The organism is Microbacterium sp. EYE_78, from assembly GCF_023149035.1.
Lineage (GTDB): Bacteria > Actinomycetota > Actinomycetes > Actinomycetales > Microbacteriaceae > Microbacterium.
In genome coordinates this window covers 725,840-740,985 of record NZ_JAHXMY010000001.1, presented here as the reverse complement: position 1 = coordinate 740,985, position 15,146 = coordinate 725,840, and the positions used below count along the sequence as shown (strand labels likewise).

12 protein-coding genes are annotated in these 15,146 nt (G+C 70.4%); 5 read left to right on the top strand and 7 right to left on the bottom strand.

Going from position 1 to position 15,146, the window contains the following annotated elements; translation table 11 throughout:
* Positions 1 to 3: 3 nt before the first annotated feature.
* Positions 4 to 912, bottom strand: coding sequence for an aldose 1-epimerase family protein (locus KZX17_RS03495; protein WP_248170733.1), 909 nt, complete (start codon positions 910 to 912; stop codon positions 4 to 6).
* Positions 913 to 1,144: 232 nt separating this feature from the next.
* On the opposite strand from KZX17_RS03495, the gene KZX17_RS03490 reads away from it, so the two are divergent.
* Positions 1,145 to 3,235, top strand: coding sequence for a DEAD/DEAH box helicase (locus tag KZX17_RS03490; protein ID WP_248170734.1), 2,091 nt, complete (start codon positions 1,145 to 1,147; stop codon positions 3,233 to 3,235).
* Positions 3,236 to 3,238: 3 nt separating this feature from the next.
* Here KZX17_RS03490 and lhgO read toward each other — a convergent pair whose 3' ends face one another.
* A complete protein-coding gene (gene lhgO / locus KZX17_RS03485) occupies positions 3,239 to 4,429 on the bottom strand; it encodes an L-2-hydroxyglutarate oxidase (protein WP_248170735.1) in 1,191 nt (396 codons plus the stop codon).
* A gap of 73 nt (positions 4,430 to 4,502) precedes the next feature.
* On the opposite strand from lhgO, the gene KZX17_RS03480 reads away from it, so the two are divergent.
* Positions 4,503 to 4,925 carry a GNAT family acetyltransferase gene (locus KZX17_RS03480; protein ID WP_248170736.1) on the top strand — a complete coding sequence of 141 codons (423 nt, stop codon included), beginning with the start codon at positions 4,503 to 4,505 and terminating at the stop codon, positions 4,923 to 4,925.
* A 1-nt stretch (position 4,926) separates the two neighbouring features.
* On the opposite strand, the gene KZX17_RS03475 is transcribed toward KZX17_RS03480, so the two are convergent.
* Positions 4,927 to 7,029, bottom strand: coding sequence for an intein-containing Rv2578c family radical SAM protein (locus KZX17_RS03475; protein WP_248170737.1), 2,103 nt, complete (start codon positions 7,027 to 7,029; stop codon positions 4,927 to 4,929).
* Between the two features lie 95 nt (positions 7,030 to 7,124).
* Here KZX17_RS03475 and KZX17_RS03470 point away from each other — a divergent pair, with 95 nt between their 5' ends.
* Entirely contained in the window at positions 7,125 to 8,081 is a 957-nt protein-coding gene (locus KZX17_RS03470; RefSeq protein WP_248170738.1) for a M15 family metallopeptidase, read from the top strand.
* Here KZX17_RS03470 and KZX17_RS03465 read toward each other — a convergent pair.
* Positions 8,072 to 8,947 (bottom strand): AraC family transcriptional regulator, encoded by an 876-nt coding sequence (locus KZX17_RS03465; protein ID WP_248170739.1) that lies wholly within the window; start codon positions 8,945 to 8,947, stop codon positions 8,072 to 8,074. The two genes, KZX17_RS03470 and KZX17_RS03465, sit on opposite strands and share 10 nt — an antisense overlap.
* Positions 8,948 to 9,141: 194 nt before the next feature.
* On the opposite strand from KZX17_RS03465, the gene KZX17_RS03460 reads away from it, so the two are divergent.
* The gene (locus KZX17_RS03460; protein WP_248170740.1) at positions 9,142 to 10,305 is read left to right on the top strand and encodes an acyl-CoA dehydrogenase family protein; all 1,164 of its coding nucleotides are present in this window, start codon (positions 9,142 to 9,144) and stop codon (positions 10,303 to 10,305) included.
* A 144-nt stretch (positions 10,306 to 10,449) separates the two neighbouring features.
* Positions 10,450 to 11,334 carry a PfkB family carbohydrate kinase gene (locus KZX17_RS03455; RefSeq protein ID WP_248170741.1) on the top strand — a complete coding sequence of 295 codons (885 nt, stop codon included), beginning with the start codon at positions 10,450 to 10,452 and terminating at the stop codon, positions 11,332 to 11,334.
* Positions 11,335 to 11,343: 9 nt separating this feature from the next.
* On the opposite strand, the gene KZX17_RS03450 is transcribed toward KZX17_RS03455, so the two are convergent.
* The 3 genes from KZX17_RS03450 to KZX17_RS03440 form a co-directional block, all read right to left on the bottom strand.
* Positions 11,344 to 12,588 (bottom strand): saccharopine dehydrogenase family protein, encoded by a 1,245-nt coding sequence (locus KZX17_RS03450; protein WP_248170742.1) that lies wholly within the window; start codon positions 12,586 to 12,588, stop codon positions 11,344 to 11,346.
* A gap of 23 nt (positions 12,589 to 12,611) precedes the next feature.
* Positions 12,612 to 14,156: an APC family permease gene (locus KZX17_RS03445; RefSeq protein ID WP_248170743.1), complete on the bottom strand. Its 1,545-nt coding sequence runs from the start codon at positions 14,154 to 14,156 to the stop codon at positions 12,612 to 12,614.
* Between the two features lie 125 nt (positions 14,157 to 14,281).
* Entirely contained in the window at positions 14,282 to 15,130 is an 849-nt protein-coding gene (locus KZX17_RS03440) for a siderophore-interacting protein (RefSeq protein ID WP_248170744.1), read from the bottom strand.
* Between the last annotated feature and the right edge of the window lie 16 nt (positions 15,131 to 15,146).

Sequence of the window (15,146 nt, the reverse complement as noted above, 5' to 3'; positions counted from 1 at the left end):
TCGTCAGGGGGCGTCGACGAGGTCGGCGCCCCACTCGAGCGTCCACGTCTCACCGGGCGCCAGGCGGCGCAGGTCGCGGCCGGAGTTGAACGCGTCGGCGGGTGCGGTCATCGGCTCGATGGCCACCGCGACGTCGTGCCCCGCGAAGCGATCGGTCGTGAAGAGCTGCACGTAGTCGAAGCCCTCGCCCGCCCACACGCTGACGCGACGTCCGTCGGGTGCGACGAGGTGCGCGGCGATCCGGCCATCGGTGCGGGGGATGCCCGTGAACGCCGCATCGAGCGACAGCTCACCGACCCGACGCGGCGCGCGTAGGTCGTGCGCAGGGTCGATGGTCTCCTCGGCCACCGGGATGCTCTGCTCGTCGAGGCGGAACCAGGTGCTCGCATCGAGCTGCAGCGACAGATCGGCGGTGTCGACGTCGGAGATGCGGAAGTACGGGTGGGTGCCGACGGCCACCGGCGCGTCACCGTCGCCGACGTTCGTGATCGCGTGCTCGACGGAGACCCCGCTGCCGGTGAGGCGATACGTCACGCGGGTGTCGAGGTGGTACGGATACCCGGTCTGGGGGAACACCTGCGCCGCGAGGGTGATCGCGGCATCCGTCTGCTCCGTGACGCGGTACGCGGCGAAACGGAGCAGACCGTGCGACGCATTGCCGAGCTTCGGTTCGGAGATCGCCAGCTGCCGCTCCTCGCCGTCATCGGTCCACCGGCCGTCGCGGATGCGGTTGGGCCACGGGACGAGGACCACGCCGCACGCGGCGGGGGTGGGCACGCCGTCGGGATAGTCGGGCACGAGGTCGACGTCGCCGACGCGGAGGGCGCGGAGGGATGCCCCGACCTCGGTGATCTGCGCCGTGACGGCGCCGGCGTGCAGGGAGAAGCGGGTTCCGGTGGGATCGGCGGCCATGCGGCCAGCGTATCGACGGGCGGGTTCCCAGGGTGCTCCGGTAGTCTGGGCCGGTCGGCGGAGGACACCGCGCTGTGCGCGGGCATCCTGTGTAGTCCTCGGGGCCGATCTCGAAACCCGATCCGCGGTTTCGGAACCAGTTACTGGAATGGCCCCCGGCCGACGGAAGTCCGGGTATGTCCGTGCGTGCGCACGGCGCTGTTGTGGTGCGAGAACTCAGGAAGACACACGCATGCCCAAGAACAAGAAGCCGGCCGGCGGCCGCGCGCAGAACTTCGAGCCCCGATACGGCAAGAAGACCTCCTACCAGGACGCGAAGCGCCGCCCCGGCCAGTCGTCCGCCGGCACCGCCGGCAGCAAGAGCCCGAACCACCGCGGCTACCGTGCACCCGAAGAGGGCGCGGCCTCGAAGGGCCGTTGGACGGAGCAGGACCGCGCCGGTCGTGCCGAGGCCCGCGGCATCCGCTCGCACGCCCGCGGCGACCGGTCCGACGACCGTCCGCGTCGCGATGATCGGGGCGAGCGTCCCCGGTTCGATCGGAACGAGCGTCCGGCCCGTTCGTTCGATGACCGTCCGCGTCGGGATGACCGGGGCGAGCGTCCCCGGTTCGACCGGAGCGCGAGCAGCAACTCCTCAGATTCGGCGCGGCGCCCTGCCCGCGGGACCGATCCGCGCCGTTCGGGCGCGGAGGTGAGGAGTTACGACCGGAACGACCGTCCGGCCCGTTCGTTCGACGACCGTCCGCGTCGGGATGACCGGGGCGACCGTCCCCGGTACGACCGGAACGACCGTCCGGCCCGTTCGTTCGACGACCGTCCGCGTCGGGATGACCGGGGCGACCGTCCCCGGTTCGACCGGAACGACCGTCCGGCCCGTTCGTTCGACGACCGTCCGCGTCGCGACGACCGTCCGGCTCGTTCGTTCGATGACCGTCCGCGTCGGGACGACCGGGGCGACCGTCCCCGGTTCGACCGGAGCGACCGTCCGGCTCGTTCGTTCGACGACCGTCCCCGTCGGGACGAGCGTGCGAACCGATCCGACTGGAACGCGGCCGAGAAGGCGAAGGCGCACCAGGACCACGTCGACGTCGTGCACGAGCGACTGCAGGCCGAAGCGGTGGATGCCGCATCCGTCGAGCAGGCATCGTTCGCCGACCTCGGGCTCGGCCAGAACATCGTCCGGACCCTCGAGGGCCTCGGCGCGTCGAGCCCGTTCCCGATCCAGGCGGCCACGGTCCGCCCGATCCTCGAGGGGCGCGACGTGCTCGCCCGGGGCCGCACCGGCTCGGGCAAGACGATCGCGTTCGGTGCCCCCCTCGTCGAGCGCGTGCTGCGCGGTCAGGCCGGCAAGCGCCGTGCGTGGGGTCGCTCGCCGCAGGCGCTCATCCTCGCGCCGACGCGTGAGCTCGCGCTGCAGATCGACCGCACCGTGCAGGAGCTCGCGCAGAGCGTGGGCCTGTTCACCACGCAGGTGTACGGCGGCGTCCCGCAGGGGCGCCAGGTCGGCGCGCTGAAGAAGGGCGTCGACATCGTGATCGGCACCCCCGGTCGCATCGAGGACCTCGAGAAGCAGGGCAAGCTCGACCTCTCCGAGGTCGGGATCGTCGTCCTCGACGAGGCCGATCACATGAGCGAGCTCGGCTTCCTCGAGCCGATGCAGCGGATCCTCCGCCTCGTGCAGGACGATGCGCAGAAGCTGCTCTTCTCTGCGACGCTCGACCGCGAGGTCGCCGCGCTCGTCGACGAGTTCCTCGTCGACCCGGCCGTCTACGAGGTGGCCGGTGAGACGCAGGAGACCGGCACGATCGATCACCGCGTGCTCGTCATCGATCACCGCGACAAGGCCGAGATCCTCGCCTCGCTCGTCGACCGCGACGGCAAGACGCTCGTCTTCACACGGACGCGCGCCTTCTCCGAGATGCTCGTCGAGCAGTTCGAGGATGCCGGGATCGCCGCCGTCGCCCTGCACGGCGACCTCAACCAGGCCAAGCGGACCCGCAACCTGCAGCGCCTCACCGACGGCAAGGTCAACGTGCTGGTCGCGACGGATGTGGCGGCCCGCGGCATCCACGTCGACGACATCGATCTGGTCGTCCAGGCCGACGCCCCCGACGAGTACAAGACCTACACGCACCGCTCGGGTCGCACCGGCCGCGCCGGGCGCTCCGGCACGGTCGTCACGCTCATCACGCGTCAGCGTCGTCGTCGCATGACGGAGATGCTCGAGCGTGCCGAGATCGACGCCCCGTTCGAGGAGGTCCGCGCCGGCGACGATGTGCTCGAAGAGCTCAGCGGCCGCCAGGCCGCGAACGTCGACGCGTAAGCCTCATCGGGGCGCCGGCGCGAGTTCGTCGGCGATGGACCTCCCGATCTCGAGCGCGGCCGTCGCGGCGGGCGACGGTGCGTTCAGCACGTGGACCTGCCGCGGGCCGCGCTCGATGTGGAAGTCGTCGACCATGCTGCCGTCGCGGCGGATCGCCTGGGCGCGGACGCCCGCGTGCGTCGGACGCAGCTGGTTGGCCGCGAGGTCGGGGATGAGCTCGTTGAGACTGGCCGTGAAGCGCCGTTTCGACAGCGAGCGCCGCACTTCGTCGATCCCGGTGCGCCAGTACTTCCCGCCGAGCCGCCACAGCCCCGGCCACAGCGCGCTGTCCGCCACGTCTCGCGGATCGACATCGCCCCAGGTGTAGCCCTCGCGGGCGAGGGCCAGCACCGCGTTGGGTCCGGCGTGCACCGTGCCGTCGAACATCCGCGTGAAGTGCACGCCGAGGAAGGGGAACGCCGGGTCGGGGACGGGGTAGATGAGGCCTCGCACGAGTTGCTCGGCGTCCCGTGTGAGCGTGAAGTACTCGCCACGGAACGGGACGATCCGCACATCGGGTCGCAGCCCGGCGAGTCGTGCGATGCGGTCGCTGTGCAGCCCCGCGCAGTTCACGAGCAGGTCGGCGGCGATCTCGTCCGCATCCGTGGTCACGATGACACCCGAACCGGTGTCACGGATGCCGGTGACCCCCTGCCCGAAGCGGATCGCCCCGCCGTCCGCCTCGATGAGGCCACGCAGGGCCTCGCAGACACCCCGGTAATCGACGATGCCCGTGGTCTCGACCCGGAGCGCGGCGACCGCCCGGACGTGCGGTTCGTAGTCGCGCGCCTCGCCCGCCGAGATCAGCCGGCACGGCACGCCGTTGGCGACGCCCCGCGCGTGCAGATCGCGCAGGCGACCGAGCTGCGACTCGTCGGTGGCGACGACGAGCTTGCCGCACACGTCGACGGTCACGCCGTGCTCGGCCGCGAACGACCGCATCGACTGGGCGCCGGCCGCCGCGAAGCGGGCCTTGAGGCTGCCGGGCGCGTAGTAGAGCCCCGAATGGATGACACCCGAGTTGTTGCCGGTCTGATGCGCGGCGACGCCCGCTTCTTTCTCGAGCACGGTCACCCGGTGCCCGCGCGCGGCGAACTCCTGCGCTGTCGCGAGCCCCACGATGCCCGCGCCGATCACGACGACGTGACTGATCATCCGCTCCCCCAAAGCTCGGCGATCTTCCCCGAGACGCACTCTACGCCTGCAGCGGCGTCGATAGGGTGGTCGGATGCCGGTCGTCCTCCGCCCGCTCCGTGATCCCGACGTCGAGCAGGTGGTCTCGCTCTGGCAACAGGCGGGGCTGACCCGTCCCTGGAATGATCCGCGCCGCGACATCGCACGTGCGCGCGCCGTCTGGCCGGATCTGCTGCTGATCGCCGTCGACGACGGCGCCGTGGTGGGCGCGGTGATGGCGGGCTACGACGGACACCGCGGGTGGCTCTACTACCTCGCGACCTCGGCGGAGCGGCGCGGGGAGGGGATCGGGCGGATGCTGGTCGCCGAGGCCGAGCGCCGGCTCCAGGCGCTCGGCTGCCCGAAGGTGATGCTCATGGTCCGCGAGGGCAACGACGTCACAGGGTTCTACGACGGCATCGGGTACGAGCGCGACGCGACATCCGTGCTCGGCAAGCGCCTCATCGCGGACGACTGAGTCAGAACAGCATCGCGGCGGCCTGCTCGCGCGTCGCGGTCTTCATGACCGGCCCCGTCGTCCGGACCGGTCCCGGACGAGACCCCCGCGGCGGGAGGTCTTCCTCCTCCAACCGCCCGTGCAGGCCGTGTCGTTGCAGCAGCGGGCGCACGCGCGCGGACAGCCACGAGCGGTAGCCCTTCGGAGCCGACACGGAGACTCCCGGGTACAGGCCGCGGTAGGCCGGCACGAGATCCGGACACTCGCGCTCCAGCCACTGCCAGAACCACTCCTTCGCGCCCGGTCGCAGGTGCAGCGCTCCGAACACGACGCGCTGCGCTCCCGAGGCTGCGATCCGCCGGATCGCGTCGTCGAGCACGTCGACCCCGTCGGTCAGGTGGGGGACGATGGGCATGAGGAAGACGGTGACGGTGAACCCGGCATCGGTGGCCGCCTTCACGGTGTCGAGCCGCGCTTGGAAGCTCGGCGCACCGGGTTCGAGCAACTGCCGGAGAGGCTCGTGAGGGATCGCGATCGACATGGCGATGTGGATCGGGACGTGGGCCGCGGCATCCGTCAACAGCGGGAGGTCCCGTCGAAGGAGGGTGCCCTTCGTGAGGATCGAGAACGGCGTGCCGCTCGACGTGAGCGCGTCGATGATGCCCGGCATCAGCCGGTAGCGGCCTTCGGCGCGCTGGTACGGATCGGTGTTGGTTCCGAGTGCCACCGGCTCATGCCGCCACGACGGCTTCGCCAGTTCGCGGGCGAGCACCTCGGCGACGTTGACCTTGACGACGATCTGGGAGTCGAAGTCCGCGCCGGCGTCGAGGTCGAGGTACGTGTGCGTGTTGCGGGCGAAGCAGTTGTGACTGATGACGCCGGCCGCGACGAAGTCCTGCGTGTCGGTGGAGATGTCGATGAGATCCCTCTCCCCGATGTCGACGATCGAGACCACCGTCAGATCGGTCACCGTCTTCACGGCCGCTCCGATCAGGGACAGCTTGCGCGTGATTGCCGGGGTCGTGATGCGGAAGAACCGGTCGCGCGAGGGCAGGCCGCCCGCCACCCTGATCGCGGCGACGCCGCTTGGACGACGGGGCTCCCAGACGAACCGTACGCCGAGATGATGCAGCGACGTGGCGACGGTCTCGAGCAGGTGTTCGTCGGTGTTGACGAGGCGGAGGATGCCGCGCGAGCACGAGCCCTCAGCGTCGAATACTCCTGAGAGAAAACCCGCCCGCCATGCCGGCGACGGTTCCGCGGGCTGGGCGACGATCGTCTCGATCGCCGCGACGTCGCCTCCGCGAGCGGTGTGGATCGCCGTCATCGCCCGGCGGACCCGGGTGGCCGGAGTGAACGCGCGCTCGGAGGTCGGGATGCCGGCGTTCTCGAGGTATCGACGCGTGCGATCCAACGCTTCCCCGTCTGCCAGGGCGAGTCGGAAGCGATGGACGGTGCGGACGCGCTTCGCGTCGGCGTAGGTCGCGTGGAAGATCATGCCGTCGCCGCGGATCATGCCGCTGAGATAGCCGCGTTCGAATTCGGGATCCTCCGCGTATGAGCTCGTGCTGGGCGGAGCGCCGATCCCGAATCCCTGCAGACGGTTCGCCGTCGTCAGATGCGGCCGTCGTCCTGCGCCGGAGCCCGTGCCCGTCACGTATTTCCACCCGCGGTCGGTGAGGAATCGATGATCGCCACTGGCGACGATCGTGGTGCCGTCGGCGAGCGTGATCCGATAGGCGCGCTTTCTCGTCGGCCACACGGCTCGAACGGTCGACGCGGTGTAGCGCCGGTACGGGCCGTCGAGTCGCGTGCCCATGAGCTCATCCCCGACCCGCACGTCGGCGAGACGCCGGTGCCGGCCATCGGCTGTCATGACCAGCGTCTCGGGATCGAGGCAGTAGGCGCATGCATGCGAGCAGCCGCGATAGGGGTTCACCGTCCACGAGAACGGCATGGGCGACGAGCTCGGAACGTGGTTGAGCGCGGACTTGGCGACGACCTCGTGGAAGGTCATCCCCGCGAACTCCGGTGTCGTGACGGATCGAACCAGTCCGCCCACCGATTCGAGGCCCGGCAGCGCATTGACGTCGACAGTCGAGATGTCCTGACCCTGCCACCGCATATCGTCGATTCGAACACAGGTTCGAATGTCTGTCAACGGGACACGGCGTCGAGGCGAACACGGCGGACGCTGTCGACGGCTGAGAGGATGGGGGTATGTCCGACACGAGGAGCGCCGCGCGGCGGCGTGTCCTCCGCGCGCGGCGTCGCCGGCGGGCGCTCGTCATCCTCACGCTCACGTCCGCGATGATCGTCACGATCGCCGTCATGGTGCCCCGCGCGCTGTCGCAGGACGAGGCTGTCGCCGAGCCGGCATCCACCCCCACCCCGACCGTCGCAACGGAAGAGGCCGACACCCCCGAGGAAGCCCCGACCGCCACCCCCGCAGCGCAGGTGCCCGTCTGCGAGACCGACGAGGTCGCTGCGGCCCTCGAGGCCGGGAGCGACGCCGACGTGATCGCGGCGTTCGGCGGGGGAGGGGCGTTCCGTGCTGCCGTCGCCGGCGGGGATGCGCCGTGCATCGACCTGCACGAGGCCGGCCGTGTCTGGGTCGTGGCGAACAAGCGTCACGCGCTCGACCCGATCGACTACTGGCCGACGCCGCAGGCCCGCCCGCAGGACACGCGCATCATCGCTGGCGGCTGGTTGCTCGACCAGACGGCCGCCGCGCTCGACGAGCTCTCGGCGGATGTGCGGGATGCCGCGGGCACGATCGGCGTGAGCAGCGGATTCCGGCCCTACGACTTCCAGGTCGACACCTACAACCGGTACGTCGGCATGCGCGGCCGCGAGGCGGCGGACCTCCGCAGCGCCCGCCCCGGGCACAGCGAGCACCAGACCGGGCTCGCCGTGGACGTCGTGGCGTGCGATTCGGGATGCGGCGACCATGACGGCTTCGGCGGGACGCCGCAGTCCGATTGGATCGCCGAGAACGCCTGGCGCTACGGGTTCGTCGTCCGCTACGAGGAAGGCCACACCGACACCACCGGGTACTCGGCGGAGCCGTGGCACCTCCGGTTCATCGGACGCGAGCTCGCCGCCGCGTACGCCGAGGGCGGCTTCCGCACCCTCGAGGAGTTCTTCGGGCTCGAGCCCGCCCCCGACTACGGCTGAGCGTCGCGCTCGACGGGCAGCCACAGCTCGCACGTCGCCGTCGAGAAGTCGTCCGTCCGATCCAGCACCGACACGATCGAGGGGCCTTGCCGGAGCCGCCACGGGTTCGCAGGGAACCAGTCGGTCGCCGTCGCGGCCCACGTCGTCTGCAAGGCGTCGGGGTAGGCGCCGATCGTGCGGAACACCGCCCATGTGCCGGCGGGCACCTCGATGACGTCCAGGTCGACGGGCACGGGACTGTCGTCCTCCCGGGCGACCCCGTGCAGATAGGTCAGCTCACTGCCCTCGGAGTAGTCGGGGTCGATATCGGCGCTGACCTGGAGCAGGCCGGACGGATCGGTGTCGCTCAACTCCCTCAGTCGCGCATGCTCAGTCGCGGGGAGTGCGGTGATGTGCGCCCGGATGGCGGGATTCGTCCCACGGTGCACGAGCGGTACGCGCGCGGCGTGGCCAACGAGGCGGAAGGCGGGTCGATCGATGATGCGGGTGTCCATAGGGATGCTCCCTTCTACGGTCAGGCGGAACCTGAGCTGCGGTTGTGCGCGGAGGGGACCACCGTCACGCCGCACGGCGGCCGGAGCGGTGCCGTGCACGGCCCGGAACGCCCGGGCGAACGCCTCGGTGGAGCCGTAGCCGTACCGCACCGCGATGGCCAGCAGCTCCTCGTCACCGACGAGGTCGCCCGCGGCCACCGTCATCCGCCGTCGCCGGACGTACTCTGACATCGGCATCCCCGCGAGCGACGAGAACATCCGGCGCAGGTGGTACTCGGTCGTGCCGTGCACGCGGGCGACGGCGGCGACGTCGAGCTCCTCGCCGAGATGGGCCTCGATGTGCTCCACGAGGCGGATGAGTGCGGTGATCATGGTTCTTCCTCCGGCATCCACTCTCATCCTGTCGTCGATCCGGCGCCCGATCTCTGCGGACCGGAACGATCGGATGCCGCGTCGACACTGAGTCGCGCCGATCCTGGCATCCGATCCCATGGCGCGCGTACAGTGGACGGTGGCGACGCCGCCCCACGAGCGCAGCGTCGCGCTGATACGAAGGGGGTCCGCGCATGGAGCGCGCCATCTACGACGAAGACCACGAGGCGTTCCGCGACGTCGTCAAGGAGTTCATCAGGCGCTACGTCACGAACGAGAAGCGCGAGCAGTGGGATGCGGCGGGTGAGGTCGACCGCGAGACGATGCGCGCGGCGGGCGACGCCGGTGTCATCGGGCTGACGGTCCCCGAGGAGTTCGGCGGCGCAGGGATGCTGCAGGACTACCGCTTCCGCACGGTCGTCAATGAGGAGGTCGTCCGGGCCGGTGCCGGGTCGCTGGCCGGCGCCTTCGGCATCCAGGACGACCTCGCCGTGCCCTACCTCGTCCACATGGGCACCGACGCCCAGAAGCAGAAGTGGCTGCCGCGCATGGCCACTGGCGAGGTCCTCGGTGCGCTGGCGATGACCGAGCCGGGAGCCGGGTCGGACCTCCGCGGCATCAAGACGACGGCGAAGAAGGCCGACGGCGGCTATGTCGTCAACGGTGCGAAGACGTTCATCTCCTCGGGCGCAACGGCGGACATCTTCGTCGTGTTCGTGAAGACGGGCGAGGGCAACCGCCCCGACGCGTTCTCGCTGCTGCTGCTCGAAAGCGGCATGGCCGGATTCGACCACGGCAAGAAGCTGCACAAGATGGGCTTCCACGGTCACGACACGGCCGAGCTGAGCTTCACCGACGTGTTCGTGCCCGAGGAGAACCTCATCGGCGGCGAGGAGGGGAAGGGCTTCATCCAGCTGATGATGAACCTCCCGCTCGAGCGACTGTCGATCGGCGTCGCCGCGGCTGCCGCCGCGCAGGCCGGCGTCGAGTGGACGATCGCCTACACGAAGGACCGCGAGGCCTTCGGCGAGCGGATCATCGACTTCCAGAACACCCGCTTCACGCTGGCCGACCTCGTCACGACCGTCGACGTCATGTGGGCCTACATCGACCGCGCGATCGCGCTCTACGGTGAGGGCAAGCTGTCGCCCGAGGAGGCCGCCAAGGTGAAGTTCTGGGCGACCGAGCGCGAATGGGAGGTGCTCGACGCGGGCGTGCAGCTCCACGGCGGCTACGGCTACATCACGGAGTATCCGATCGCCCGCGCCTTCCTCGACGCTCGCGTCCACCGCATCTACGGCGGCACGAACGAGATCATGCGCGACATCGTCTCGCGCCAGATCGCCGGCAAGCGCTGACCGCATCCGAGGTCCCGATCGGGCCGGAAACGCCACCGCGTTTCCCGGCTTGATCGGGACCTCGTCTGTGTGCGGGATGCGCGTCACGCGCCGAGCGGTATGGTGAGGGCGTTTGCCGCGTCGCGGCCACGAGGAGGCAGAACGATGGAATCCCTTGACGTGCTCGTCGTGGGCGAAGCGCTGATGGACGTGGTGGCGACGCCGGACGGCGCGCGCGAGAGCGTCGGCGGCAGCCCCGCGAACGTGGCGCTCGGTCTCGGGCGGCGCGGCGTCGATGTCGCGCTGCTGACGCAGATCGGGCCCGATGCGCGCGGCCGAACCATCACAGAGCACCTGGAGGCGTCCGGCGTCCGGCTGCTCTCGGCGTCGACCAGCCTGCCGCGGACCTCCACCGCCGTCGCACACCTGGCGGAGGACGGTTCGGCGACATACGACTTCGACATCGTGTGGGACCGGCTCCCGAGCATCGAGGGTCTCTCCGCCCGCATCCTGCACACGGGTTCGATCGCAGCCTTCCTCGAGCCCGGTGCCGGCAGCGTCCGTGACATCCTCGCCTCGGCGGGGGCGGACATCGTCACCTTCGACCCCAACATCCGTCCGGCCCTCGTCGGCGCGCACGACGTCGCGTTCGCGACCTTCGCCGAGACGGCCCGCGTCTCGCAGGTCGTGAAGATGAGCGACGAGGATGCCGAGTGGCTGTTCCCCGGCGCCGCACCCGATGAGGCGCTCGACGCAGTGCTCGCGCTCGGTCCGGAACTCGCCGTGGTCACCCTCGGCAGCCGCGGTGCGCTGCTGGCTCGCTCGGACGTCCGTGTGCGGGTGCCGGCGGTCGAGGTCACGGCGGTGGACACGATCGGCGCGGGGGACACGTTCATGGCGTCGCTGCTCGTGTCGTTCGCCGCGCACGGTGTGCCGGCGTCGGAGAGCGACCTCGCCGCCGCGGGTGCCGCAGCCGTGCGCGCGGCTGCCATCACCGTGTCGCGAGCGGGTGCGGACCTGCCGTGGGCGGCCGAGCTGGCTGAGGCCTGACCGGTCGCGTCAGGCCTCGGAGGGGACGGGATGCGGCTGCTCCCGCATGCCCCACGGCGAGCCGTAGCCCTCGGGCTTCGGTGCGGCGAGCAGGTCGAGGAACGGCTTTGCGTCGAACGCCTCGGGGCCGAGCACCCCCGTGCCCGACCAGGTGCCCCGGGCGAGCAGCTCGAGCGCGATGACCGGGTTGATCGCGGTCTGCCAGACGACGGCCTGCGAGTTGTCCTCGCGCATCGTCTCCTCGTTGTCGGCCACGTGGTACAGGTACGTCGAGCGCGGCTGGCCGTCCTTGCCGGTGCCCGTCACCCAGACGCCCGCGCAGGTCTTGCCGCTCATCTTGTCGCCGATCGTGGCGGGGTCGGGCAGGGCAGCCGCCACGACGTCGCGCGGCGAGACCTGCACGCCCTTCACCGTCAGCGGGTCGGTCTTGTCGAGGCCGAGCTTGTTCAGCACCCGCAGCACCTCGATGAACTCGTCGCCGAGGCCGTACTTGAAGGTGACCCGCTTGGCCTTCGTCCACCGCGGCATGAGGAGCACCTCTTCGTGCTCGACGTTGACGCACTCGACCGGCCCGATCCCCTCGGGGAAGTCGAACACCTCCGGCTCGCTGAACGGCTCGGTGACGTACCAGCCCTTCCCCTCCTCGTAGATCACGGGCGGGTTCAGGCACTCCTCGATCGTCGTCCAGATCGAGAACGACGGCGCGAAGTCGTAGCCGGCGACGACGAGGTTCGCCCCGTCGCGGACGCCCAGCTCGTCGATCTCGTCGAACAGCTCGTCCTCCGCGTAGCGGGCGAACACATCCGACAAGCCCGGCTCGACGCCGATGCCGACGAGCGCCAGGCGCCCGGCATCCTTCCACTCCTGCTCCTTGGCGAACTGCGCGTCGCCGAGCTTCACGCCCACCTCTTCGTACGGACGGTCCGGATGCCGCTGCGACAGGCTCATGGCCATGTCGAGGTACGTCGCCCCGGCCGCGAATGCGCCGTCGAAGATCGGCATGACGAACCGGGGGTCGACGGCGTTCAGCACGTGGGTGGCGCAGTGCTCGCGGATGAGGGATGCCACGGACTCGGCGCTCGAGGCATCCACCTGCGCGGCGACGAAGCGCTCGTCGCCCAGCTCGTCGACGAGCGCCTGCGGGCGGGCAGGGTCGTAGTCGGCGACCGCGACGGTCTCGAAGAAGTCCCGGCGGCGGAGGATGCGGGCGGCGGCGCTGCCGACGCCTCCCGCCCCGACGATGAGGATGCGCATGCGGAGGGTTCCTTCCGGGGCGGTCAGATGCCGCCGTCGATCGAGCGGGGGAGCGAGCTGGTGTCGTCGGGGACGAGGACCGGCGTCTCGCGGTTGAGGCTCTCACCGCGGAAGAACCGTTTCGACCGCGGGAACAGGAACCACACGACCATGAGGATCACGCCGATGCCGAGCGCCCCGATGCCGACGACGAACGTCGAACCGACGCCGAGCAGCGTGCCCGAGTAGCCGTAGTCCGGGCTCAGCATGTCGATCGCCGACTGGACGAACGCGTAGGTCAGCATGAGTGCGCCGATGAGGGGGAACACGCCCTTGAAGATCGCGTCGCGTGCGGAGCGCCGGAGGTCCTTCCGGAAGTACCAGACGCAGGCGTACCCGGTGATGGCGTAGTAGAACGCGATCGCGAGTCCGAGCGAGAGGATCGTGTCCTGCAGGATCGCATCGCTGATCGAGGTCATGACGACGTAGTAGACGCTCGCGACGACACCCATGACGAGGGTCGAGAACGACGGCGTCTTGTAGTGCGGGTGGACGTCCTTGAACTTGGCCGGGAGCGCACGGTAGACGCCCATCGCGAGGGTGCCGCGCGCCGTCGGCAGGATGGTCGTCTGCGTCGAGGAGACGGCCGAGATGAGGACGGCGACGACGAGCAGCCATCCCCAGGGGCCGAGCAGGCCGTCCCTGATGCCGAGGAAGAAGTCGTCGGCGTTGGCCTCGTTGCCGAGCCCCGTGCCCTCCTCGCCGATGCCCGCGTACATCATGGCCGCGATCGTGACGGTGACGTAGGTGACCAGCAGCAGGACGCAGGTGAGGAGTGCGGCGAGCCCGGGGATGCGCTTCGGGTCCTTCGTCTCCTCGTTCAGGGCGAGGCAGGTGTCCCACCCCCAGTAGATGAACAGTGCGAGCAGGATCGCCTCGACGAACCCACCCCAGTCGCCGAACGCGAACGGGTTCAGCCACTCCCAGGAGAAGGCGGTGGGGTTCGGGGCGGTCCCCGAGAAGAACTGGGTGAGCGCGGCGACCACGAAGACGATCAGCGCGAGGTACTGGACGCCGAGGAGGACGTTCTGGATGCGCTCGCCGATCTCGACCCCGCGCCACGACACCCACGTCATGGCAGCGATGAACGCCACGGCGACGAGGACGATGCGCCAGTCGTTGGGCTCCTCGAACTCCTGACCGAGCAGCGCCCAGAAGTAGACCGAGGCGATCTGGGCGAGGTTCGCGAGCACGATCATGCCTGCGACCGCGACGCCCCAGCCGCCCATCCAGCCCACCCACGGGCCGAACGCCTTGGTGCCCCAGGTGAACGTCGTGCCGCAGTCCGGGACGGCGTTGTTGAGTTCCCGGTAGGCGAAGGCGATGAGCAGCATCGGGACGAACGCGATCACGAACGCGATCGGCGCCTGGCCGCCGACGGCGAGGACGACGTACCCCAGGGTCGCGACCAGGGAGTACACCGGCGCCGTCGAGGCGAGGCCGATGACGGTGGAGCCCCAGAGGCCGAGGGTGCCGGTGGCCAATCCCTTGCCGTCGGGCCGAGTCAGATGAACGGGTGTCGTGGTCACGCCGGCCTCCTCAGGGAAAGCGATCCGCCCTCCCGCGGTCGGGTTCGCGGGCGGCGCCATCACCGTCCTGAGCGGGAAGTGGCCTCACCCTAGCACCGCGGTTCCGCGCCGCACGAGACCCGGTGTCAGGCCGGTCGCGGCGTGGCCTCCGCGTGCGCTGCGGCGTCCCTGCGCCAGTACCCGATGAAGCTGATCGCCGCCTTGTCGATGCCGGTCGCCACGAGGTGGCGGCGGGCGGACGTCGGCAGGCTCTGCTCACCCACGATGAAGTGGTGGGCAGCGGATGCCGGGGCGAGCCGCTGCAGCTCGGCGAGAGCGAGCGTGCCGGGCGCGGCATCCACCCGGCGCACGAGCCAGCGCACCTCGACCCCCGCGGGCCCGGCGAGCGGCAGGACGTCGTCCGCCGTCGGCGCTTCGATGATCGCCGTCCCCGTCGCCGAGGCCGGGAGCGAGGCCAGCACGCCGGCCACGGCGGGCACGCCGGTCTCGTCGGCCACGAGGACGACCTCGTCGACCCCGCGCGCCGGGTTGAAGCCGAGCCCCTCGTCGATGATCACGACGCTCTCGCCCGGCTGCGCCCGCTCCGCCCACGACGATGCCGGTCCCGCAGCGTCGCCGTGCCCGTGCAGCACGAAGTCGACGTCGATCTCGGCTCCGGCATCCGTCGTCGCCGGGCGGAACGCGCGGACGGTGTAGTTGCGCATCACCGGCCGTTCGCCCTCGGGGATGCGCAGGTAGCGGAGGTAGCCGATGAGCCTGTTCGCCTTCGCCGGGATCCGATCGAGGCCCGCCTCGCCGCCGACCGGGAGGAACAGGCGGAACCACTGGTCGTAGCCGAGGGGCGTGAACCTCTCGATCTCGCCCCCGCCGAGGGTGACGCGCATCCAGTGCGGCGCGAGCCGCTCGGTGCGCAGCACGGTCAGATGCAGCAGTTCCTGCTGGGCGGGCTTCACGAGAGCGCTGGCGCGGGCCATCGGCATCCTTCGGTCG

Coding starts and splice junctions, on each gene's coding strand:
- KZX17_RS03495 (WP_248170733.1), bottom strand. CDS start 912: ATGGCCGCCGATCCCACCGGAACCCGCTTCTCCCTGCACGCCGGCGCC.
- KZX17_RS03490 (WP_248170734.1), top strand. CDS start 1,145: ATGCCCAAGAACAAGAAGCCGGCCGGCGGCCGCGCGCAGAACTTCGAG.
- lhgO (WP_248170735.1), bottom strand. CDS start 4,429: ATGATCAGTCACGTCGTCGTGATCGGCGCGGGCATCGTGGGGCTCGCG.
- KZX17_RS03480 (WP_248170736.1), top strand. CDS start 4,503: ATGCCGGTCGTCCTCCGCCCGCTCCGTGATCCCGACGTCGAGCAGGTG.
- KZX17_RS03475 (WP_248170737.1), bottom strand. CDS start 7,029: ATGCGGTGGCAGGGTCAGGACATCTCGACTGTCGACGTCAATGCGCTG.
- KZX17_RS03470 (WP_248170738.1), top strand. CDS start 7,125: ATGTCCGACACGAGGAGCGCCGCGCGGCGGCGTGTCCTCCGCGCGCGG.
- KZX17_RS03465 (WP_248170739.1), bottom strand. CDS start 8,947: ATGATCACCGCACTCATCCGCCTCGTGGAGCACATCGAGGCCCATCTC.
- KZX17_RS03460 (WP_248170740.1), top strand. CDS start 9,142: ATGGAGCGCGCCATCTACGACGAAGACCACGAGGCGTTCCGCGACGTC.
- KZX17_RS03455 (WP_248170741.1), top strand. CDS start 10,450: ATGGAATCCCTTGACGTGCTCGTCGTGGGCGAAGCGCTGATGGACGTG.
- KZX17_RS03450 (WP_248170742.1), bottom strand. CDS start 12,588: ATGCGCATCCTCATCGTCGGGGCGGGAGGCGTCGGCAGCGCCGCCGCC.
- KZX17_RS03440 (WP_248170744.1), bottom strand. CDS start 15,130: ATGGCCCGCGCCAGCGCTCTCGTGAAGCCCGCCCAGCAGGAACTGCTG.